Genomic DNA, 19,879 nt, shown 5'->3' on the forward strand with positions numbered 1-19,879 from the left:
GAATTGATCAACCGGCTGAAGGGATGCCCAGTGAACCGAGCTCTCCCCGTGGTGCGGCTGCGTGTCCCCACCGACGAGGACGCCGTCCTCTGGCACCGGGTCTTCGACCACCCGGACGTCATGGAGTTCCACGGCGGCCGGTCCGCCGGCCTGTCCGTCTACGAGGAGCTCACCGCACGCCAGCGCAAGCACGACGCCGAACTGGGCTTCTGCCTGTGGACGGTGCTGGACGCCGAGGACCGGGTCATCGGCTTCACCGGGGCCCAGCCCTGGCCGTTGGAGTGGGGCCCGAAGGACGAGATCGAGATCGGCTGGCGGCTCGGCCGGGAGCACTGGGGCCGCGGGTACGTCACGGCGGCGGCGCGGATGACGCTGGAACGGGTGCGGGCGGCGGGCGTGGGCAGCGTGGTGGCGATGGTCAACGCGCGCAACGAGCGGTCGATCGCGGTCACCCGACGGCTGGGCATGCGGCTCGCGGAGACGTTCGTCAGCCCCCGGTCGGAGCAGAAGGGTCATTGCTACCGGCTCGAACTGTGAACCGCGTACCGTGACGCACAGTAACAGTCAGCTACGGAAAGCCACTTGACGCTTCCGGACGACACCCCCGGGCGGTTACTCTGCCAGTAACGCTGGGGGTGACATCTGTGCGCATAACACCCAAGACGCCCGAAGTGCGCGTACCGAAGTTCGTCGGACTGATGGCGATGGACGCCCGCGAGGCGGCCGAGTCGCACGGGGTCCATCTGACCGCGCCCGACCGGCCCGACTTCCATCTCGCCGTCGTCGACTACGTCGTACGGCAGTACCCGCAGCCCGGCGTCGAGGTGCCGCGCGGCGCCGTCGTCTCCGTGTGGTTCGACTTCGCGGACGGCGAGGGCGGCGGAGGCGCGGGCGTGCGCGAACCGCGTCTGCCGAGGCCGCCCGGCGGCGGAATGCAGCGCGAACTGGACGCGCCCGGGGACGCCTTCGAGGTGATCCGGTGAGCCGGGCTCAGCTCTCCTTGAAGCCCCGGTGCAGGGCGACCACTCCGCCGGTCAGGTTCCGCCAGGCGACCTTCGACCAGCCGGCCTTGCCCAGCCGCTCGGCCAGCGCGGGCTGGTCGGGCCAGGCGCGGATGGACTCGGCGAGGTAGACGTAGGCGTCGGGGTTCGACGACACCGTCCGCGCGACCGGCGGGAGCGCCCGCATCAGGTACTCGGTGTAGACGGTCCGGAACGGCGCCCAGGTCGGATGCGAGAACTCGCAGATCACCACGCGGCCGCCCGGCTTGGTCACCCGGTACATCTCGCGCAGCGCCGCGTCCGTGTCCTGCACGTTGCGCAGCCCGAAGGAGATGGTGACGGCGTCGAAGACGTCGTCCCCGAAGGGCAGCCGGGTCGCGTCGCCGGCCGTCAGCGGCAGCCAGGGGTGCTTGCGCTTGCCGACCTGGAGCATGCCGAGGGAGAAGTCGCAGGGGACGACGTAGGCGCCCGTGCGGGCGAAGGGCAGCGAGGAGGTGGCCGTGCCGGCGGCCAGGTCCAGGATTCTCTGCGCGGGCCGGGCGTCGACGGCCCTGGCGACCTCCTTGCGCCACACCCGGTCCTGGCCTAGCGACAGTACGTCGTTGGTCAGGTCGTACCGTTCCGCGACGTCGTCGAACATCGAGGCGACTTCGTGCGGCTGCTTGTTCAGGGAAGCGCGGGTCACGGGGTCATTCTTGCAGTACGCCCGTGTGGCGGGAGGTGCGGCTCCGTCCTGCCGCGGGGGTTTCGCTCCGCGGGGGTTTCGCTCCGCGGGGTTCCAGGAGGCGTCTGCGGGGTGCGGAGGGGTGCGGGGTGCGGGGGGGGGTGCGGATGAGTTTCGGCTGCGGGACGTCCGTGGCCGGTCGCGCCGTTCCCCGCGCCCCTGACAGCGTTGCGCCCACCCTCGGCCGCGCCCTTGACGGCGTCACGCCCTCCGGTCGCGCCGTTCCCCGCGCCCCTGACAGCGTTGCGCCCACCCTCGGCTGCATCCGGCGTCGCGCCTGGCGGTGTCTAGCGTCGTCTGTGTACCAGGCGGCCGGCCACGATCGTCGCCACGCAGGTTTTTGCGCCGCGTTCGGCCAGTTCCGCCTCGTCCCGTACGTCGAACACCGCGAACCGCGCGGCCGAACCGCTCTGGCGGACGGGTGCGAAGTCGGCCGGTTCGCCGGCCGCGAAGGGATCGAGGGCAGGCACACCGCCAGGTGCGCCGATCCTGCCCACCACGCCGATCCCGGAGCGGCGCACCGCCGCCAGCACGGTGCGACGGGTCAGCTCGCCCGCCACCGCGACCGTGCCGTGCGCGAGCATGCGCTGTATGCCGCGCCGCGCGCTGGCCCCCCAGCGGGCCTCGTCCATGGGGAGCCCGGCGAGCGCGGCGCCGGTCAGCGGTGCCGTGCCGAGCGCGTCGGCCTCGCGCGGGTCCGGATGGTAGGCCCCCTCCAGCAGCTCGGGCCCGTACGCGTTGACCAGGCCCGGGGTGAGGATGCCGGGCCACTGTCGCACCCGCGCCCCGGGATGCGCCTCGACCAGTTCCGTCAGCGGCCCGGCGGCGGCGATCCACTCGCCCCGGACGGCGAGGGCATCGCCCCTGGCGTCCGCGTGAATCGTCAGCAACTCAGTTGGCGCTGAGCAGCTTCAGCTCGGGGTGAGCCGTGCCGCCCTCGATCGCGGTGGACGAGATGTGCGACATCACCCGGTCGTCGACGGGGTCGTTCGCCGGGTCGTCGTGGACGACGAGGTGCTCGTACGTGGTGGAGCGCTGGGCCGGCACCCGGCCCGCCGTACGGATCATCTCGATCATTTCCAGCAGGTTGGAGCGGTGCTTGGCGCCGGCCGCCGAGACGACGTTCTCCTCCAGCATGATCGAGCCGAGGTCGTCCGCGCCGTAGTGCAGGGTGAGCTGGCCGGCGTCCTTGCCGGTGGTCAGCCAGGAGCCCTGGATGTGCGCCACGTTGTCGAAGAAGAGGCGGGCGACCGCGATCATCCGCAGGTACTCGAAGATGGTGGCCTGCGTGCGGCCCTTCAGATGGTTGTTCTGCGGCTGGTACAGGTACGGGATGAAGGCGCGGAAGCCGCCCGTGCGGTCCTGCACGTCACGGATCATCCGCAGGTGCTCGATCCGCTCGGCGTTGGTCTCGCCGGTGCCCATCAGCATGGTGGACGTCGACTCGACGCCGAGGCCGTGCGCGGTCTCCATGATCTCCAGCCAGCGCTCGCCGCTCTCCTTGAGCGGGGCGATGGCCTTGCGGGGCCGCTCGGGCAGCAGCTCGGCGCCGGCGCCGGCGAAGGAGTCCAGCCCGGCGGCGTGGATCCGGCCGATGGCCTCCTCCACGGACACCTTGCTGATCCGCGCCATGTGCTCGACCTCGCTCGCCCCCAGGCTGTGGATGACGAGCTGCGGGAAGTCCTTCTTGATCGCCGAGAAGTGCTGCTCGTAGTACTCGACGCCGTAGTCCGGGTGGTGGCCGCCCTGGAACATGATCTGCGTGCCGCCCAGCTCGACGGTCTCCGCGCAGCGGCGCAGGATGTCGTCCAGGTCGCGCGTCCAGCCCTTCGCCCGGTCCTTCGGCGGGGCGTAGAACGCGCAGAACTTGCACGCCGTGACACACACGTTGGTGTAGTTGATGTTCCGCTCGATGATGTACGTCGCGATGTGCTCCACACCGGCGTACCGGAGCCGGCGGGCGGCGTCGGCGGCGGAACCCAGCGCGTGCAGGGGCGCGTCACGGTAGAGGTCGAGCGCTTCCTCGGGGGAGATCCGCCCACCCGCGGCGGCACGGTCGAGAACGGACTGGAGGTCGGCCTTCTCGGTCACCGGAGCGTCCCTTTCGTCAAGGGTTGTGGACGGACTGAGCCAGCCTACGCCAGCCGATCCGCGCCGCCGCGGTCAGGCCGCGCCGACGAGCAGCCCGGCCCAGGCCCCGGCGAGCAGGAACGGCCCGAACGGAATCGCCGTCTTGCGCCCGGCCTTCCGCACGACGACGAGGGCGCCGCCGTACAGCGCGCCCAGCAGGAACCCGGCGAAGGTGCCGAACAGCACGCCGGACCAGCCGTACCAGCCGAGGGCGGCGCCCGCGGCGAGCGCCAGCTTCACATCGCCGAAGCCCATGCCGGCCGGGTTGACGAGGAACAGCACGAAGTAGCCGGTGCCCAGCGCGAGGGCGGCGAGCAGGGCGGTCGGCCAGTCGCCCGCGTGCCCCGGCAACAGCGCGGCCACGCCCAGCAGCAGCACGACGGCCGCCCCGAGCGGCAGGGTGAGCACGTCGGGCAGCCGGCGCACCCTCAGGTCGACGACCGCGAGCAGCACCCCGACCGGCACGGCCGCCAGCCACACGCCGAGTTCGGGCCGGGCGCCGGTGACGGCGGCGAGGGCGCCGCACAGCACGGCGGTCACCGCCGCGAGGAGCGCGCTGCCGAGGAGCGCACCGCCGGGGCCGTACGACGCGGTGTCGGCCGGGCACCGCGCGCACCGGGCCCGCCCGAGCCAGCCGCGGATCGGGTGCCCGCCGGGGCATCGCTCCCGCCAGTCCTCCTCGGACGGCACGGACAGGCGGTACGCGGCCCGCGGCAGCAGCGCGCCCGCCGCGGCACCCCAGAGCGCGGCGGCCGTGATCAGCAGCGCCGCGCTCATCCCGCCGCGGCCACGCCGTCGCGCCAGGCCGGCAGCAGCTCGTCGAGCAGGGCCTCGGTGCGCGGCGGCAGTCCGCGGGCGCCACTGCGGTCGAGCAGGTCCGCGGCGAGCGCCCGGAGCCGGGCGGTGTCATCGGTGCTGTGCGTGGCGCGCAGCAGCTCGTGCCACAGCCGCTCGTCGGCGGGGGCCGTGCGCAGCGAAGCGTCGAGCGCTTCGATGGCCTTTTCCGCGCGGTCCTTCTCCAGGTGGAACGCGGACAGCGCGAGCCCGATGTCCGCCACCAGCAGCGGGAGTTGGGCGTCGATGATCTCGTGGGTGAGCCAGCGGTAGCGGTCCTCGGGCCGGTCGGCCAGCAGCGGGCCGCGCACCAGCACCAGCGCGTCCGTCAGCAGCCGCCCGCGTACGGCGCGGTTGTCGACGCCCTTGCCCTGCGTGGCCTCGTGGTAGAGCGAGCGCAGGACGTCCAGGTCGGAGACGACCGACTTGGCGAGCGTGAGCCGCCCGGTGGCGTCGGTGCGCAGCCGGGAGCTGCCGTCCGGGTCGGCGCCGAGCCAGTCGCGCAACCGCTCCAGCAGCGCTTCCCGCACGTCGTCGGTGACGCCGCGCGGCCACAGCGCGGAGGCCAGCACCCGGGGGTGCACGCCCTCCCGGTGCAGCAGCAGCAGCGCGAGCGCCTCGTGCAGCAGGGCGCTGCGCTCGCCGTCCGGGGTCTCCAGGCCGATGATCTCGTACGACCCCACCAGCCGCGCGTACACCGCGGGCCGGCCCTGCTCGCTGACGTCGACGAGGAACGGCGGGGCGGTGCCCGGCCCGTCGGGACCGCGCTCGGGGTCGGCGTCGACGAACAGCTCGACGACGGCGCGCTGCTGCGCCGGCGGCAGCGACTGCGCGTCGAGTTCGAGACCGAGGAGCGGGGCGACCAGCTTGCCGGCCGCGGTGATCTCCATCTCCCAGGCGGCGCCGGGCAGTTCGGCGCTGTCGGTGCCGACCAGGTAGCCGATGCCGAGACGGCCGGCGTCGGCGGCGAGTTCGGCGAGCCGGACCGCTTCGTCGGCGGACGGTTCGGTGGCGAGCAGCACCAGGTGCGGGGCCCAGCGGGTGTGCTGGGCGGGGCCCGTGCGGCCGGTGAGGACACTGTCGTGTCCGGCGGCGCCCAGCGCGCCGCGCCGCTGCCGGGTCTCGGCCTCCATCGCCTCGATCAGGTCGTCGATGCCGTCGAGGTGGCGGAGCCGGTTGGGCGCGAGCGGCGTCAGGTCCTCGCCGAAGCCGACGAGGGTGATCGTCATGCGGTCCGACCAGCCGTTGGTGGCCAGTTCGGCCGCGACCGACGCGAAGACGGCGGCCCGGTCGGCCTCGCGGCCGCTCAGGGAGACGATGCCGGGCACGGCCTCCAGGTTGAGCAGCAGACGGGAGTCGTCCATGGTGCCGAGGCTGACGAGGCCGGGGTAGGGGGCGGCCGTGTCGACGTCCTCGTACCGCTCGGTGTCGCTCCTGGCCAGCAGCCAGAACGTCTGGTCCTGCCCGAGCTGCCAGGGCGCCGGCGGCTTGCCGGCCGGCTGCGCGAGCTGGAGGTGCAGGTCGCCGTTGCTCAGCCAGGCCGCGTACACGGTCGGCAGCGGCCTGGACTCGGCGGCCAGCGACGCGGCGAGCCCGCGCAGCGACAGGTCCAGCAGGCGTACGCCCTCGGGGTCGGCGCCCACGAGCAGCGCGTCCTGCACGTCCAGGGCGTCACCGGTCGGCGTGGGCGGTTCCATGCCGCGCCGGCCGCCGACGGCTCCGATCGCGGACTGCCACAGGGCCTGCCGGCGCCGGTGCCCGAGGGCGCCGAGGAGGCCGGCGGCGAGGAGGGGGGCGCCGAGGAGGGCCTCGGGCAGACCGAAGGGACGGCCGGACTCGGCGGCCGGGGCGGCGGCGTGCTGCTCGGGCCGCTCCTGGTGCGTCGCGGGCCGGTCGGCGGCGGGCGGCTGCTCGGGCACGGACACGTGGGAGGAACCGGCGTCCTGCTGTCCGCCGCCCTGCTGTCCGCCGCCCTGCGCCCGGTCCCCGGTCCCGGCGTACTCGTTGATCTGCTGCTGCACGTCGGGCGAGACGTCCGGCGCCTCGTCGGGCAGCTCGACCAGTTCGCCGCCGACCGCGTCGCCGGGCATCTCCATGATCCAGCCGGGCCGGATCAGGCTGGCCTCGGACAGCCGCGAACCGTCGGGCTGCACACGGTCCTTGTTGAGCTCGAAGATCTCCTTGTACCGGCGTCCGTCGCCCAGGTGCCGTTCGGCGACCTCCCAGAGGGAGTCGTGGTGGCGCCCCTCGGGCGGCTGGATCCGGTAGTACTTCGTGTCGCCCCGCTCGGCCGCGCTGCCGTCGTCGGCCTGCGCGGCGACGTTCGACGCCTGCTCGGCGAGGGCGGCGGCGGTGTGCGCCGCCTGCTCCTGCTGCTGGGCGAACAGCCCCGGCGTCTGCTGGGCGGCGGCGACGGTGCCCGACCGGTTCCCCTCCAGGCTCTGCCCGAGCTGGGACAGGCCCGGGGTGAAACTGGCCGCGGTGGCGCCGACGAGCAGCAGCGCGGCGACGAGTTGCCGGGCCAGCAGCTGGCTCGGCCCTGCGCCGGGCACCCGGCCCGGGACGCCGACGCCGGACAGCGCGGCCTTCACCTCGACGAGCACGCAGGCGGTGAACTGGGCCCAGGCCAGCCAGACGACGAAGGCGAGGATGTCGAGGAAGGTCCCGACGGTGATCTCCTGCTCCAGCCAGGCCAGGCTCGGCGCCTCGCTCGGCAGCGGCCACCCGACCTGTGACGCGAGCGCGAACGGCACACCGACGAGGAGTCCGACGAGGGCGACCAGGGCGAGGAACGCCTTCACGACGTCCCCGAACGTACGCCGCCGCACCCGCACGGGCTGCGGGGTCCGGTTCCTCGGACCCGGCGGGTTCGCCGATGAGCTTCCCGTCGAGCTTGGAGTACGGCGTCGCGGCATGGCGGGTGTCCTGAGGTCGTGTGAGCGGGGAGCCGGGTACGGAGTCCGGTGAGCCTACAGAGATCCGTAGAACCTCATCAGATCCCATGAGAGCCAATGAGATCTTATGGACAACGACTGACACCGCAGAAGGCCGAAATCCCCCAAGACCCCCACGCCCGCACCCGATTTCCCACCCTGTGCCCGCTAAGCCGGACCTGCCGCCCGACCCGCTACGACGCCGATGCGGGGCCTTCGCAGGATCTTCACGGCGTTCCCCCTGCGTGCGACGGCGTGATCAACGCGCTACGCCGCGGCCAGGTCGCACCACACGTACTTGCCGCGATTGCCCTCCCTGGCCGACGGCTGCCAGCCCCATAGGTCGGCGCAGGCGCGGACAAGGCCCAGACCGCGTCCCCCCTCGGCGTCGGTCAGCGCGTCCAGCGACGCCGGCGGGTCCGGCGGCGCGGGGTCCGCGTCCCACGCGCCGATCCGTAACACCCCCGCCGCCCAGCCCACCCGCAGGGCCGCGGGTCCTTTCGTATGGAGCACGGCATTGGCGACCAGTTCCGTGGCGAGCAACTCGGCGGTGTCGCAGAGCCGGATCAGGCCGTGCATGGTGAGGATCACCCGAAGGGTCCGGCGGCAGACGGTGACGGATCGGGGGTCGTGCGGGATGTGGAGGGTGTACTCCCAGGGGGCGGTGTCGATGTCGCACTCGGACATGGGTGAACTCCTCACGAGGCAGGGGGAATGGGCGGGCGGTGGCAGTGCCGCAGCCGTCGTGGCAGGACGGAGTGGTGCGCTTCCGGAATCCCGGCGTATCGCAGCGTGTGCGTCGCGTCACCGACGGTAGGGCACAAAATTGTGCCGCCGCAACGCATTGGAATAGTCTGCCGCCCGAACGAGTAGCTGCCGCAATGGCAGTTGGGGTGAGGAGGACGCGATGACGCGCAGGCAGCAGCCCACCGCTCGCCAAGTTCGTCTGGGCGCCGAACTGCGCAAACTGCGCGAGGCCGCCGGGCTCAAGGCACGGGAGGCAGCCACCCTGCTCGGTACGGACTCGGCCCAGATGAGTCAGATCGAGTCTGGTTTCGCGGGCGTGAGCGAGGCACGCGTGCGGCAACTCGCCGCCCACTATGCGTGCACCGATCCCGATTTGATCACCGCCCTGGCGGTCATGGCGACGGATCGAACCCGTGGATGGTGGGAGGAGTACCGAGGCCAACTGCCGACACCGTTCCTGGACATCGCCGAGCTGGAGCACCACGCCACGCACCGCCTCGACGTCGAGATGCTGAACATCCCCGGCCTGCTCCAGACCGAGCAGTACGCTCGCGGCGTCTTCTCGTACCGCGTGCCCGAACTCCCGCACCCGGACCTCGAACTACGCGTCCAGCATCGGCTGCGTCGGAAGTCCGCAATCCAGGGCCCCGCCCCGATCCCGTACGAAGCGGTGATCCACGAGGCCGCACTGCGTATCCGCGTCGGCGGCCGGGCCGCAGCACACGATCAGCTCACGCACATCCTGGAACTTTCCGAGGCCGACCACATCACCGTGCGCGTGATCCCCTTCCACCTCGACGACTTCGCCGGAGCCTGGTGCGCCCTGATGTACGCGGGCGGCGGAGTACCGAAGCTGGACACCGCCGTCCGGGACGCGCCCCACGGCACGGCCCTCATCGACTCCGAGGCGCAACTCGGTGCGTTTCGAACGCTTTTCCGTAAGGTGGAGGCTGCGTCACTCGATGCAAAGCCGTCGCGTGACTTCATCCACCGCTTGACCAGGGAGCTGTGAGGCGCACCATGACAACCACCCCCGCCATATGGCGAACGTCCTCCTATTCCGGTGGTGGAGACGGAAACAACTGCGTCGAAGTCGCCCAACTCCCCACCCGCACAGCCGTCCGCGACTCCAAACGCCCCACCCACGGCACCCTCACCTTCCCCACCGAAACCTTCACCGCGTTCCTCGGTAGCCTCAAGGCCGACGCTCGATAGGAACGTACGTACGGGGGTACCGCGTGTCCCACAGGCCGACGGACTGGCATGTGCTCGACCTGGACAGGGATCCGACCCCCGGTGATCCGCAGCGTGTCCGCAGACTCGCCGGGGTTCTGCACGACTTCGCCGACGACGTGGCCGACGCGCTGCGCGATCTCAAAGGGCTGGCGAAGGAGGACGAGATCCTCTCCTGGGCCGGCAAGACGGCCGCCGTGTTCGCCGAGGAGTTCGCGGACGCGCCCAAGAAGCTGCGGAAGCTGAAGAAGTCCTACGACCTCGCGGGCGACGCTCTCGCCTCGTTCTGGCCGGACCTCCAGGACGCACAGGAGAAGGCGGACCGGGCCCTGCGCGACGGCCGGAAAGCGCGTGAGGAACTGACCACCGCGCAGTCCGCGCTGTCGGCAGCCGCTGACGGGGTGCGGACGGCGACGGAGAAGGCCGACTCCTATGATCCGGCGAGGAACGGTGGCAAGGGCGTCCCCGTACCGGACGAGGCCGAGGTCCGCCGCGCCACCCGCAACGCCCAGCACGCCGAGGCCCGCCGGGCGGCGGCCCAGAGGAACGTCGAGAGCGCGCAGAACGCCTTGGAGGCGGCCAGGAAACTCGCCGCGCAGGCAAGGTCCGTGCGCGAGGAGGCGGCCCGCCGCACGGTCACGAAGCTCCAGGAGGCCTCCGACGCCGGCATCCCCAACCGGCACTGGTGGGAGGAGGTGGGCGACTGGGTCACCGACCACTGGGACGAGATCGTCATGGTCTGCAAATGGGTCGTGACCATCGTCGGCATCATCGTGCTGATCGTCGGCGGCCCGCTGGGCTGGCTCGTCTTCGCGGCGGCGCTGGTCGTCCTCGCCGACACGATACGAAAAGTGCTGAAGGGCCAGGCGGGTTGGGGAGATCTCCTCTGGGCGGCGCTCGACTGCATACCCGCGACCAAGGGGATCACGAGCCTCGCCAAACTGGGAATGCTGTGGAAAGCGGGCGGCCTCAAGGCCCTCGGCGCCGGATTCATGGGCGGGATCGGCGGCGGCCTGAAGAACATGGCGAACAGTGTCCGGTCCCTGCAGAACGTCCGTTTCTCCACTTTCAGCATGATGGGGAAGAGCGGCTGGTGGAAAGCCGACTCGCTGCGTGTCGGACCGCCCGGCAGAGCCTTCGATGACGCACTCCCCTCGGACATTCCGATCTATCACAAGGACGGCGCCACGGCGATCGGCTACGACCCTGCGACCCTCAGGAACTTCGATGTCGCGCAGCGGCTGCCCGGATATCAGGACGTCATCATTCACGGCACGAGAGACGGTCGAATGGTCGCCGGCGAGGCCAACCGTGCAGGCGCGAGGGCGGGTGGCCACGACATCAATCCCAACCATGTCCTTGATACAATAAACCGGATTCCGGGATACAACGGCGAGCCCATCAGAATGCTTACCTGTCATTCAGGGGCCGCTCAGCCTCACGTGATCCAGGAGATGGCCAACTCTCTGGGAGTACCGGTCAAGGCGCCGACCGACGCGGTGGGTGTCCCCAGCTTCGGAGAAGGCCCCTTCACGCCCCACATCAAGGACGGTGGCGTCTGGCTCACCTTCCTGCCCATGGTCTGAAACGGCCCACTGAAGGAGTGTCGATGATTCGTCCGGCGGGGTTCTTCTCCGAGCTTTCTCCGGGATGGGGGCTACCGGTCGACGGCTCGATCCGGGATGCCGTCGGCGCACCGCGCGAACCCGATGAGGACAGCATCGTGGCATATCTGAGAAAGGGCACGGGAATCTGGAGCGAGATGGGCGCCGAGCCCGATGTCCTGAATCCCGAGGGCCCCACTCTGACAGGTGCCGGTTCGCTGTACACGGACGGGGAATGGATCTGGCGAGAAGATCTCGCCCATTATGTCACCAAGTATCACGTGGCCCTGCCTGCCGATTTCCTCGCGCACGTCCGTGCGCTGAATCATGTGGCCCCTGAAGTACCCGAGCGCAGACTGATCGAAATCGCATCAGAGGACCTCGGCATCAAAATGAACTAGCCAGACGGAGTTTACGGCCTTGTTGCACAGTTTCTCACTGGCGGTACCGGAATCCTGGTGGGAGTTCGATATCCGCCCGGAAACCCGGGACTCCGCCGTCCGGGACATCGTCGACGGTCGCGTGCGGGACGTCCCCGAACTCGCCCCCTACCGCTCCGACCTGACCGCCATGCTCCGCAGGATGGCCAAGGAGGCCCACGACTCCGGCGCCGTCCACCTCGCCTGCATGGCCGAGAACTTCGACGGCGTACCCCTGTCCGCGACCGTCACCGTCTCCGTCCTCGGTACCCGCAACCGGCAGGGCGCCGCCCTCTCCACCGACCCCCGGGCCATCGCGGACAGCCTCCGGACGATCACACCCCGCCGGGAGGGCGACGCATGGCGGAAGGTCGACACGCTCGACCTCCCCGACGTCGGCCCGGCCGCCCGCACCTTCGGCGTCGAGGACATCCCCGTCGCGCGGGGCGACACACGCACCGTGCGCATGGTGCTGACCCAGACGTACATCCCCGTCCCCGGTGCCACCGACCAGGTCGTCCTCGTCTCCGGAGCCAGTCCCGTACTGGACCTGGCCGACGCGTTCCACGACATCTTCGACGCCGTGACGAGCACGTTCCGCTTCATCTGACTTCCAGGGGGACCCGGACATGGGCAAAGGCAAGAGCGACCTCGCGCTCCCGCTCAGCGAGCTGGAGGGCTACGGCGGCCGGCTGCGCTCCATCAAGACGCGGCTCGATCACACCAAGAGGCTCTTCGAGAGCTACCGCGACGACATCGCGCACGGCAGCGTCAACAACGCCCTCGACGACTTCGAGTCGAACTGGGAGGACGGGCGGGAGGACATCACGCAGCAGCTCGACGCCCTCGCCGAGATGTCCGACGCCGTCGTCCATGAGTTCCGCAAACTCGACGTGGACCTCGCCAAACAGGCCCGCGAGGGAGTGCGGACGGAGGAGAAGAAGGGCGGCGGCACCTGACACCGCCCGGCGGCCGGGTCAGCCGACCTGGTTCTCCGCCACCGCCTGTCCGCGGACGGTCACGTCACCGCCGTAGAACATCCCGGTGAACACCGGCGAGTACGTCAGCTGGATCTCGACCTCCACCTGATCGCCGTCGGCCGCCACACAGTGGCTCGCCGCGATGTCGGCGCCGGTCATGTCCATCTCGCGGGCGAAGTTCTTCACCCGGGCGTCGCAGTTCTCGTAGTTGATCGGCGCCGGGCCGCCCTCGTCGTCGTAGAGGGCTTCGAGGTCGATGTCCTGGGCCGCGTACCGGGCGGCCTGCTCCGCGATGTCGGCCGCCCGCTCCCGCTTGGAGATGGACAGGCCGCCGTCGATGACGAACGCGGACAGCGACAGGAAGACCAGGGCGAAGATGATGACCGCGCCGGCACCGGAGCCGCGGTCGCTCAGGGCCGCCCGGCGGCAGGCCCACCAGGCGCGTACGACGTCCTTCACGCCGACCTCCGGAACGGGTCCAGCGGCGAGCTGAAGCTGGCCGACAGCGTCGTGGGGATGTCCAGGCCCAGCATCGCCAGCCCGCGCACCTCGCAGCTCACCTCGACCGTGAAGATGGTGTCGGGCGCGAAACCGGCACTGGTCTGCCGGACCGACACGGGGCCCGCGCAGATGTCCGCCAGGTTCGCCTCCGCCGCCTTGCGGGCTTCGGCCATCGCCGTCGCGTGGTCCTTCTGGATGGAGCCCGCGCGGGCCGCGTCCCGGGCCGCGCCGTCGATCGCGCCCCGCCCGTCGACCAGCTGCCCGAAGGCGACCAGGACGAGGATGAACAGGATCATCACCGGGGCGAGGATCACCACCTCGACCGTCGACAGACCCCGGTCCTCGCGGTCGCGCATCCGGGACCGGGCACCGGAACGGAGACGTGCCAGGGCACGGGCCATGGTCAGTTGCCCTCCTCCGGCACGAACCTCTCCACCGGTCCCACCGACTGCGCGTGGACCGTCAGATCCAGCCCCGGGAACACCGCCGGAACCCGGGCCGTGATCTCCACACCCACCGTGTTCGCCTCCGGCTGGAGCATGGTCACATCGGGCGACAGGACCAGTTGCGGGCCGAGCTGTGCGATGTAGCTGTCGACGACGTCCCGTGCCTCACCGCGCCAGCCGCCGGGCTGTTCGTCCGCCGTGGCGCGTGCCGTGCGGGCCCCGGCCTGGGCCGCCGCCTGGGCGACATGGTCGGCGAAGAAGTACAGCGCGAACTGGACCGTCGCGAAGATCATGAAGAACAGGACCGGGGTGAGCAGCACGAACTCGATCGCGGTCATGCCGGAGTCGCCGCGGGCGGCCGCCGCCTCACGTGCGGTCCCCACCCTGCGGCGCACCCATCTGCCTACGCGCACCAGCAACCCCGTCCACCCCGTCGTACGTCAGGCTCAGCAGGTCTTGCCGGCGTCCGCGCCCTTGATGCAGTCGCCGACCTTGTTGGCGCCCTCGCTCAGCGCGGCGTTGATGATCGCGGCCACCACGCCGACGATCGCGACGACGACCGCGGAGATGATGACCCACTCGACCGCGGACGCGCCGCGGTCCAGCTCGCCGGAGCGGGCGCGCTCGACGCGGGCCCGCAGGAAGGTGACCAGGAAGTCCACGGCCGGGATCCCGGTGCTGACGTTCCGTCCGTTCATGGTGAGTTGTCCTCTCGCAATACGAAGTGGTGGCTGGTGTCCGGGCTTCGGACCTGTGACGTCAGACCTGGAACACGCGCATCGCCGCCGGGAAGATCAGGAACACCAGGAAGCCGGCACACAGCAGCAGCTGGGCCACGAGCATCGACTGCGACTTCTCGCCCGCGCTGCCCTCGATCTCGGCCAGTTCGCGGTGCCGCATCGTCTCGGCCCGGGAGGCCAGCGACTCGCGGACCTTGGCACCGTCGTCGGCGACCAGGGCCAGCGACGCCGACAGGTCCTTCAGCTCCTCGACGCCGATCTCCTCACCGAGCTGCCCGAGCGCCTGCCACTGGCTGATGCCGGTGATACGGGCGTCGGCGAGCGCGTTGCGGATCCGCTGCGACGCCCAGCCGTCCGACACCTCGGCCGCCGCCATCAGCGCCTCGGGCAGACCGCGGCCGCCGGCCAGGCTCATCGACACCAGGTCCAGATAGGCGCCGATCACCCGGCGCAGGTCCCGGCGCTTGTCCGCCGCGTCCCGCCGTACCTCCAGGTCGGGCAGGAAGAAGAAGACGATCGCGCAGAGCAGCGCCAGCCACACCGGGATGACCGGGCTGCTGCCGAAGCCCATCGTCCAGACCACCGCGAACAGGAACGGGCCGAAGAACAGCCCGGCGGCGGCCAGCAGCGCCTTGGTCGCCAGGAACTTCTCCCAGCTGCGGTCCAGCACGGCGAGGTCGGCGCGCAGCGAGCGCTGCTCCCAGCCCTGCTGCTGGTACAGCTCGGCGACCCGCGCGCCGACCTCGGCCCGCAGCGAACCGAACCGGCCGCCGGGCTCCCGGGCCGAGCGCGCCGACTCGTACGCCGTCCCGCGGGCCCGCATCGCGTCGATCCGCGCGACCTGCGAGACCGCGCTCCGCCGGGTCGGCATCAGCGCGCGGACCAGGGCGTAGACGCCCAGGCCCAGAACCGCGCCGACCACGATCGGGAATGTCAGGTTCACCGTCGTACCCCCTCGTCCGACGGAAGAGTCTGCGCCGGAGCGCCGGTCATGTCCGGCGTCCGGGGCCGTACGAACCGCACCGACGACTCGCCCCGCACCAGGAAGCGCTCGGGCGTCTCGATCGTCGACAGCTTGCGCAGCCACCAGAAGCCCAGCGCGAACAGCCCGCACACACAGGCGAGGACGAGCTGTCCCACCGCGGTCCCGTACGGCTCGACGAACTCCCGGTTGAAGACGGACAGGCCGAGCACGAAGGCGACGGAGACGCCGACGACGATCTGCACCGAGCGGCGGGTGGAGGCCCGCTGGGCCATCACGCGCTGCCGCATGTCGACCTCCTCGCGGGCCGACTTGGCGAGCGCGCCGAGCACCTGCCGCAGACCGGGGCCGCGGAGCCGGGCGTTCAGGATGAGTGCCGCGACGATGATGTCCGCCGAGGCGTCGTCGATCTCGTCCGCCAGGATCTGGAGCGCGTCCGGCAGCGGGGTGCGGGAGCGCAGCCGGTCCACCAGGGCGTCCAGGTGGGGGCGCAGCACCGGGGCGGCGGCGCGGGCGGAGGCCGGAATGGCCTGTTCCAGGCCGACGGCGCCCGCGATCGTGTCGCGCAGCGACTCCGTCCAGGAGGCGAGGGCCTCCACCCGCCGCATCGCGGCCCGCTCCTCCGCGGCACCACCGAACAGGCGGTCCCAGAAGAAGACGAGGACACCGGCGGCGATGCCGGCGACCGCCCAGCGGGTCAGCAGCAGGACGGCCAGTCCGACCAGGGCGGCCAGCGAGCCGCGCCGCCCGGCGAACCGGATCAGCTCGTCCGCCCGCTCGCTCGCCTTCTGCTTCTCGTGCTCCGGCTTCGCGGGCAGTCCGCGTACGGCGACGACGAACAGCGCGATACCGCCGCCGACGGCGACCCCACTGGCGATCGAGTAGAGGACGGTGGTGGAGAACAGCCCGCCCATCGAGCCGAGTTGGCCGAGCGCCGCGAGATGGTTCATGGTCACCCCGTCACCCCCACGTTCCGGTCGGCCGGTAGCCGTGCGCGATCAGGTCGTCCACACAGGCGATGGGCGCGTGCGCCGCCACCCGCCCGTCGGGCATCTCGGCGAACACCTCGCTGGACAGCACCCGGCCGTCGACGCCGTTGACCTCGCGGATGGAGGTGACCGTGCGCTGGAGGCGTCCGCCGCTCTGGAAGTCGTTGCGCCGCTGGATGAACACGACGAAGTTCACCGCGCCGGCGATCAGCATCTGGCTGGCCTCGATGGGCAGCCGCTCGGACGCCTGCAACGCGTAGGTGGAAATACGGTTGAAGACCTCGCTGGAGCTGTTGGCGTGGATCGTGGACAGCGAACCGTCGTTGCCCTGCGACATCGCGTTCAGCATCGTGACGATCTCGTCGCCGAGCACCTCACCGACGATGACCCGCGAGGGGTTCATTCGGAGCGAGCGGCGCACCAGCTCGGCCATGGAGATGGCGCCCTGCCCTTCGGAGTTGGGCAGCCGCTCCTCGAACGCGACGACGTTCGGGTGGAGCTCCGGGAAGGTGTCGAGGCCGAGCTCCAGCGCCCGCTCCACCGTGATGAGCCGCTCGTGCGGCGGGATCTCGTTCGCCAGGGCCCGCAGCAGCGTCGTCTTGCCGGCGTTCGTCGCCCCCGCGATCATGATGTTCTTGCGGGCGCGGACCGCGCAGGCCACGAAGTGCCCGATCTCGGGCGTCAGGGTGCCGTTGCCGACCAGGTCGGAGATGAACACCTTGCCCATCCGGGCACGACGGATGGACAGCGCCGGGCGCCGCGCCACGTCCATGACAGCCGACAGACGCGAACCGTCCGGCAGCCGGAGGTCGAGCTGCGGATTGGCGGAGTCGAAGGGCCGGGAGGACAGACCGCTGTACGCGCCGAGGACCTGGATCAGCTCGATGAGCTCCTCGTCCGTCTCGGCGACCGGGTCGCCCTTGACCTCACGGCCGTCGGCGTACCCGACGAAGACCTGGTCGCAGCCGTTGATGTCGATGTTCTCGACCTGCTGGTCGTCCAGCAGCGGCTGGAGGCGGCCGACCCCGAACAGGGCGGCGTGCACCGCGGCCGCGTACTGCTCCTCCGTCTCGGCGTCCAGCGGCGTACGGCCCGCGTTGATCTCGCTGCGGGCGTACTCCTCCAGGATCTGGGCTATGACCGCGCGGGCGTAGTGCCGCTCGTCCTCGCCGGACATCGGCGAGACGCCGTTGACCTGGTCGAGCCGGCGCTGCTCGGCGATACGGTCGCCGGCGTCCTGCCGGAACCGCTTGACCAGCTGGTGGTCGACAGCGGTCATCGGCCGGCTCCCTGCGGGGCCTGACCGGGCACCGACCAGGCGGCGCCGTACTGCTGGTACAGATCCGCGGTGACCTTGCGGGCCGAGCGGATGAGCAGCGACTTGTCCAGCCGCCCGCGCTTGCGCCCCGCCAGCTGCTCGGCGCCGGACGGGTCGTCGGCGATGGTGCCGACCACGCGTGCGCCGGTCTGCGCGTGCACCAGCATGTCGTTGACCTGCCCGGCGAGCTTGCCGCCGTTGTTCGGGTCGGCGATCAGTACGACGCCGATCATCGGCGTCGCGAGGCTCGCGGCACCGCGCGGGCCGCCGTGCAGCTTCGCGGACAGGGCCGCGGCACGGTCCCGGACGCGGGCGATGGCCTCCGGCTCGGTACGGGATATGAGCAGCACGAGGGCCGCGTGCGGGAACAGCTCGACGGCCGGGGTGTCCCCGCTGATCCGGCCGCAGTCCGCGATGACGTCGGCGGGGGCGTGCGGGGAGTCGGCGAGGGAGGCGAAGGCCCGGCCGAGCGTGGGCCACAATCCGGCGAGACCGGCCGCCTGCTCGGCGATGCCGAGGCCGACGAGGACTTCGAGCCCGCCGCTCAACGGCTGGACGTGGTCCCAGAGTTGGTCCGGGACGAGGCCCCTTCTGGCCGTCGCGGCGATGGACAGCATGCCGGCGTTGGGGTTGAGCGGTCCGCCGTGCGCGGCGGCGGAACGGTAGACCAGGTCGCCGCCCGCCGGGTCGGTCTCGGCGAGCAGCACGCGGCGGGGCCATACCGCCGCGAGGGCGACGGCCGTGGTGGTGACGCCGGGGGAACCCTTGTCGGCGGCGAGAGCGATGAGCGCCATGGGGTGTGGGGCCGCCTTCTAGTTGCCGGGGACGCGCACGATGGCGACTTCACCCGCGGACGCGGCCTGGGTGAGGGCGGCGGCGTCGGCCTGGTCGACGAGGAGCGTGAGCGAGAGCGTGCCGGTGCTCACGGCGGAGTCGCCGCTCTCCTCGTTCATCGTGTTCACGCGCGCGTCGTCGACGAGGACCGCGCCGGAGGAGGAACCGGCGCCGGTGCCGCTGTCCTCGCTGTCGGATCCCGAACCGGCCGTACCGACGCGGTAGGCGACGACGGTGTCACCGGCCTCGAGGTCCTTCGGGTACTGCCCCTCCTTGAGGGCGACACCGACGGACGCCTTGCCGGCGGGAAGGCCGGTGCCCTTGGTGAACATGTCACCGATGACGACGGTCCCCTCGTAGATGGTGGACTTCGCCTTGAACTCCTTGAGGGCGTCCCGCTGCTCCCACTTCACATAGTTGATGGAGTCGTCCTTGGCGACCAGCACGGAGGTGGTGTTGCCGCTGGATATCGACTCACCGGCCTGGATCTCCGCGGTCACCTTGATGACCTCGATCCGGTCGCCGGCCTGGAGCACCAGCATCGTCGCGCCGAGGGCTCCGACCAGGATGAGCAGTACCGCGAGGGCGGCCAGCGCGGGTTTGCGCTCGCGAGGAGGTGTGGGAAGCCGGTCACCGACCGACGGTTGAGCCGGAACCGCGGACCGCCCCGCGCCCGCCCCCGTACGCTCCTGGATCTTCACGCAACCGCTCCCCGTACACCCAAGAAAGTGCCTGTCAAATACTGTGCAGATTCGGACACTTCACCCGTCCCTCGCTGTACGGGGCGGGCCGGGACGAATAACCGGCACCGGGGTGAGCGTCAAGCGCTCGCACCGTATCAGCCGCACATAAGCCCCTCAAGGCGCACCCTGCACGCCGAACCCACTCCGACGCGCCGTTATCCACCTGCAACTGGAGCCACTTCCGGCCCCGTTGCCCTTGGGGCCCAAGGGGGACACCTCCCTGTGCGCGAGCGAATCGAAGCCACCGTCACAGGGCACCCATGGGGCCTGCACGAATCGCTCACGCGATATCGGGCAAGCCCTGTCGGTTGACGGCTTGAATCGGGTTGACCGTCGCATGGCAGACCACCCACGTGACGTCGAAGAGAGGGGACAAGACCTGCGCGTCCTGACTCGCCGCGCCGCGGGTTCAAGGCGATGTGCCGCTGATCGCTGCGCACGGCCATGGACACACCGGACCCACCTGTGCACGTTGCGCCTGGCAAGTTGCGGAACTCCGACCGGATGTCGTGTCGCCCTGGCGGAAAGCGTGCGGCGCCTCGGCCGCCTGCCGACGACGTGGCGGAACGTGCACGTCCATCGGCGACGCTCTTCCTGTGACGTGCCGCATAGCCCGACCCGGCACTGCCCGATCTTCAGCGAAACCCGCATCTTTGGCTCTTGGTTGAGACACGTTCGCCCTGGCGAACTCCCCGACCACACCGATACCTTCGGTGCTCTT

At 71.0% G+C, this 19,879-nt stretch carries 23 protein-coding genes; 8 read left to right on the forward strand and 15 right to left on the reverse strand.

All coding sequences use genetic code 11. The features are described from left to right. The first annotated feature begins 30 nt into the window (after positions 1-30). Both DN051_RS17370 and DN051_RS17375 read left to right on the forward strand, forming a co-directional pair. Positions 31-537, forward strand: coding sequence for a GNAT family N-acetyltransferase (locus DN051_RS17370; protein ID WP_112439030.1), 507 nt, complete (start codon positions 31-33; stop codon positions 535-537). A 107-nt stretch (positions 538-644) separates the two neighbouring features. Continuing rightward, positions 645-983: a PASTA domain-containing protein gene (locus tag DN051_RS17375; RefSeq protein ID WP_079001213.1), complete on the forward strand. Its 339-nt coding sequence runs from the start codon at positions 645-647 to the stop codon at positions 981-983. Positions 984-990: 7 nt separating this feature from the next. Here DN051_RS17375 and DN051_RS17380 read toward each other — a convergent pair whose 3' ends face one another. The 6 genes from DN051_RS17380 to DN051_RS17405 all read right to left on the reverse strand — a co-directional run bounded on the left by DN051_RS17380 (position 991) and on the right by DN051_RS17405 (position 8,309). After that, positions 991-1,686 (reverse strand): demethylmenaquinone methyltransferase, encoded by a 696-nt coding sequence (locus tag DN051_RS17380; RefSeq protein ID WP_112439031.1) that lies wholly within the window; start codon positions 1,684-1,686, stop codon positions 991-993. A 326-nt stretch (positions 1,687-2,012) separates the two neighbouring features. Continuing rightward, entirely contained in the window at positions 2,013-2,615 is a 603-nt protein-coding gene (locus tag DN051_RS17385; protein WP_112439032.1) for an imidazolonepropionase-like domain-containing protein, read from the reverse strand. A gap of 1 nt (position 2,616) precedes the next feature. Further along, entirely contained in the window at positions 2,617-3,816 is a 1,200-nt protein-coding gene (gene mqnC / locus DN051_RS17390) for a cyclic dehypoxanthinyl futalosine synthase (protein WP_053760522.1), read from the reverse strand. A gap of 72 nt (positions 3,817-3,888) precedes the next feature. Then, positions 3,889-4,632, reverse strand: coding sequence for a prepilin peptidase (locus tag DN051_RS17395; protein WP_053760521.1), 744 nt, complete (start codon positions 4,630-4,632; stop codon positions 3,889-3,891). Beyond that, a complete protein-coding gene (locus tag DN051_RS17400) occupies positions 4,629-7,604 on the reverse strand; it encodes a BTAD domain-containing putative transcriptional regulator (protein WP_112439033.1) in 2,976 nt (991 codons plus the stop codon). Before DN051_RS17400 ends, DN051_RS17395 begins: the two co-directional genes overlap by 4 nt. 285 nt (positions 7,605-7,889) lie before the next feature. Beyond that, positions 7,890-8,309 carry an ATP-binding protein gene (locus tag DN051_RS17405; protein ID WP_112439034.1) on the reverse strand — a complete coding sequence of 140 codons (420 nt, stop codon included), beginning with the start codon at positions 8,307-8,309 and terminating at the stop codon, positions 7,890-7,892. Positions 8,310-8,529: 220 nt separating this feature from the next. On the opposite strand from DN051_RS17405, the gene DN051_RS17410 reads away from it, so the two are divergent. Genes DN051_RS17410 through DN051_RS17435 form a run of 6 tightly spaced genes read left to right on the forward strand, consistent with a single transcriptional unit; the run spans position 8,530 to position 12,584 of the window. Then, entirely contained in the window at positions 8,530-9,381 is an 852-nt protein-coding gene (locus tag DN051_RS17410; protein ID WP_112439035.1) for a helix-turn-helix domain-containing protein, read from the forward strand. An 8-nt stretch (positions 9,382-9,389) separates the two neighbouring features. Then, positions 9,390-9,584: a DUF397 domain-containing protein gene (locus DN051_RS17415; RefSeq protein ID WP_079001211.1), complete on the forward strand. Its 195-nt coding sequence runs from the start codon at positions 9,390-9,392 to the stop codon at positions 9,582-9,584. A 23-nt stretch (positions 9,585-9,607) separates the two neighbouring features. Next, positions 9,608-11,188, forward strand: coding sequence for a putative T7SS-secreted protein (locus DN051_RS17420; protein WP_112439036.1), 1,581 nt, complete (start codon positions 9,608-9,610; stop codon positions 11,186-11,188). Positions 11,189-11,211: 23 nt separating this feature from the next. Then, positions 11,212-11,607, forward strand: coding sequence for a hypothetical protein (locus DN051_RS46525; protein ID WP_246041054.1), 396 nt, complete (start codon positions 11,212-11,214; stop codon positions 11,605-11,607). Positions 11,608-11,629: 22 nt separating this feature from the next. Continuing rightward, on the forward strand, positions 11,630-12,235 hold the full coding sequence (locus DN051_RS17430) for a hypothetical protein (RefSeq protein ID WP_112442320.1): 606 nt from the start codon (positions 11,630-11,632) through the stop codon (positions 12,233-12,235). Positions 12,236-12,254: 19 nt separating this feature from the next. Beyond that, the gene (locus tag DN051_RS17435; RefSeq protein ID WP_112439037.1) at positions 12,255-12,584 is read left to right on the forward strand and encodes a hypothetical protein; all 330 of its coding nucleotides are present in this window, start codon (positions 12,255-12,257) and stop codon (positions 12,582-12,584) included. An 18-nt stretch (positions 12,585-12,602) separates the two neighbouring features. On the opposite strand, the gene DN051_RS17440 is transcribed toward DN051_RS17435, so the two are convergent. The 9 genes from DN051_RS17440 to DN051_RS17480 form a co-directional block, all read right to left on the reverse strand. Beyond that, positions 12,603-13,064 (reverse strand): pilus assembly protein TadG-related protein, encoded by a 462-nt coding sequence (locus DN051_RS17440; protein ID WP_053760514.1) that lies wholly within the window; start codon positions 13,062-13,064, stop codon positions 12,603-12,605. Further along, positions 13,061-13,507, reverse strand: coding sequence for a TadE/TadG family type IV pilus assembly protein (locus DN051_RS17445; protein WP_053760513.1), 447 nt, complete (start codon positions 13,505-13,507; stop codon positions 13,061-13,063). The genes DN051_RS17440 and DN051_RS17445 overlap by 4 nt, the downstream gene beginning before the upstream one ends. 2 nt (positions 13,508-13,509) lie before the next feature. Further along, entirely contained in the window at positions 13,510-13,971 is a 462-nt protein-coding gene (locus DN051_RS17450; protein ID WP_053760512.1) for a TadE family protein, read from the reverse strand. Positions 13,972-13,998: 27 nt separating this feature from the next. Next, complete coding sequence (locus tag DN051_RS17455; RefSeq protein ID WP_053760511.1) at positions 13,999-14,250, reverse strand: hypothetical protein; 252 nt, start codon at positions 14,248-14,250, stop codon at positions 13,999-14,001. A gap of 61 nt (positions 14,251-14,311) precedes the next feature. Then, positions 14,312-15,235, reverse strand: a complete 924-nt coding sequence (locus tag DN051_RS17460) for a type II secretion system F family protein (protein WP_053760510.1) — start codon at positions 15,233-15,235, stop codon at positions 14,312-14,314. Beyond that, positions 15,232-16,188, reverse strand: a complete 957-nt coding sequence (locus DN051_RS17465; protein WP_053760552.1) for a type II secretion system F family protein — start codon at positions 16,186-16,188, stop codon at positions 15,232-15,234. The genes DN051_RS17460 and DN051_RS17465 overlap by 4 nt, the downstream gene beginning before the upstream one ends. A 46-nt stretch (positions 16,189-16,234) precedes the next feature. Next, positions 16,235-17,542 carry a TadA family conjugal transfer-associated ATPase gene (locus DN051_RS17470; protein ID WP_053760509.1) on the reverse strand — a complete coding sequence of 436 codons (1,308 nt, stop codon included), beginning with the start codon at positions 17,540-17,542 and terminating at the stop codon, positions 16,235-16,237. Further along, on the reverse strand, positions 17,539-18,375 hold the full coding sequence (locus DN051_RS17475) for a hypothetical protein (protein ID WP_053760508.1): 837 nt from the start codon (positions 18,373-18,375) through the stop codon (positions 17,539-17,541). The genes DN051_RS17470 and DN051_RS17475 overlap by 4 nt, the downstream gene beginning before the upstream one ends. 18 nt (positions 18,376-18,393) lie before the next feature. Continuing rightward, on the reverse strand, positions 18,394-19,116 hold the full coding sequence (locus tag DN051_RS17480) for a hypothetical protein (protein ID WP_112439038.1): 723 nt from the start codon (positions 19,114-19,116) through the stop codon (positions 18,394-18,396). Positions 19,117-19,879 lie beyond the last annotated feature (763 nt).

Origin of the sequence: Streptomyces cadmiisoli (assembly GCF_003261055.1) — a bacterium.
In the GTDB taxonomy this organism is placed as follows: Bacteria; Actinomycetota; Actinomycetes; order Streptomycetales; family Streptomycetaceae; genus Streptomyces; species Streptomyces cadmiisoli.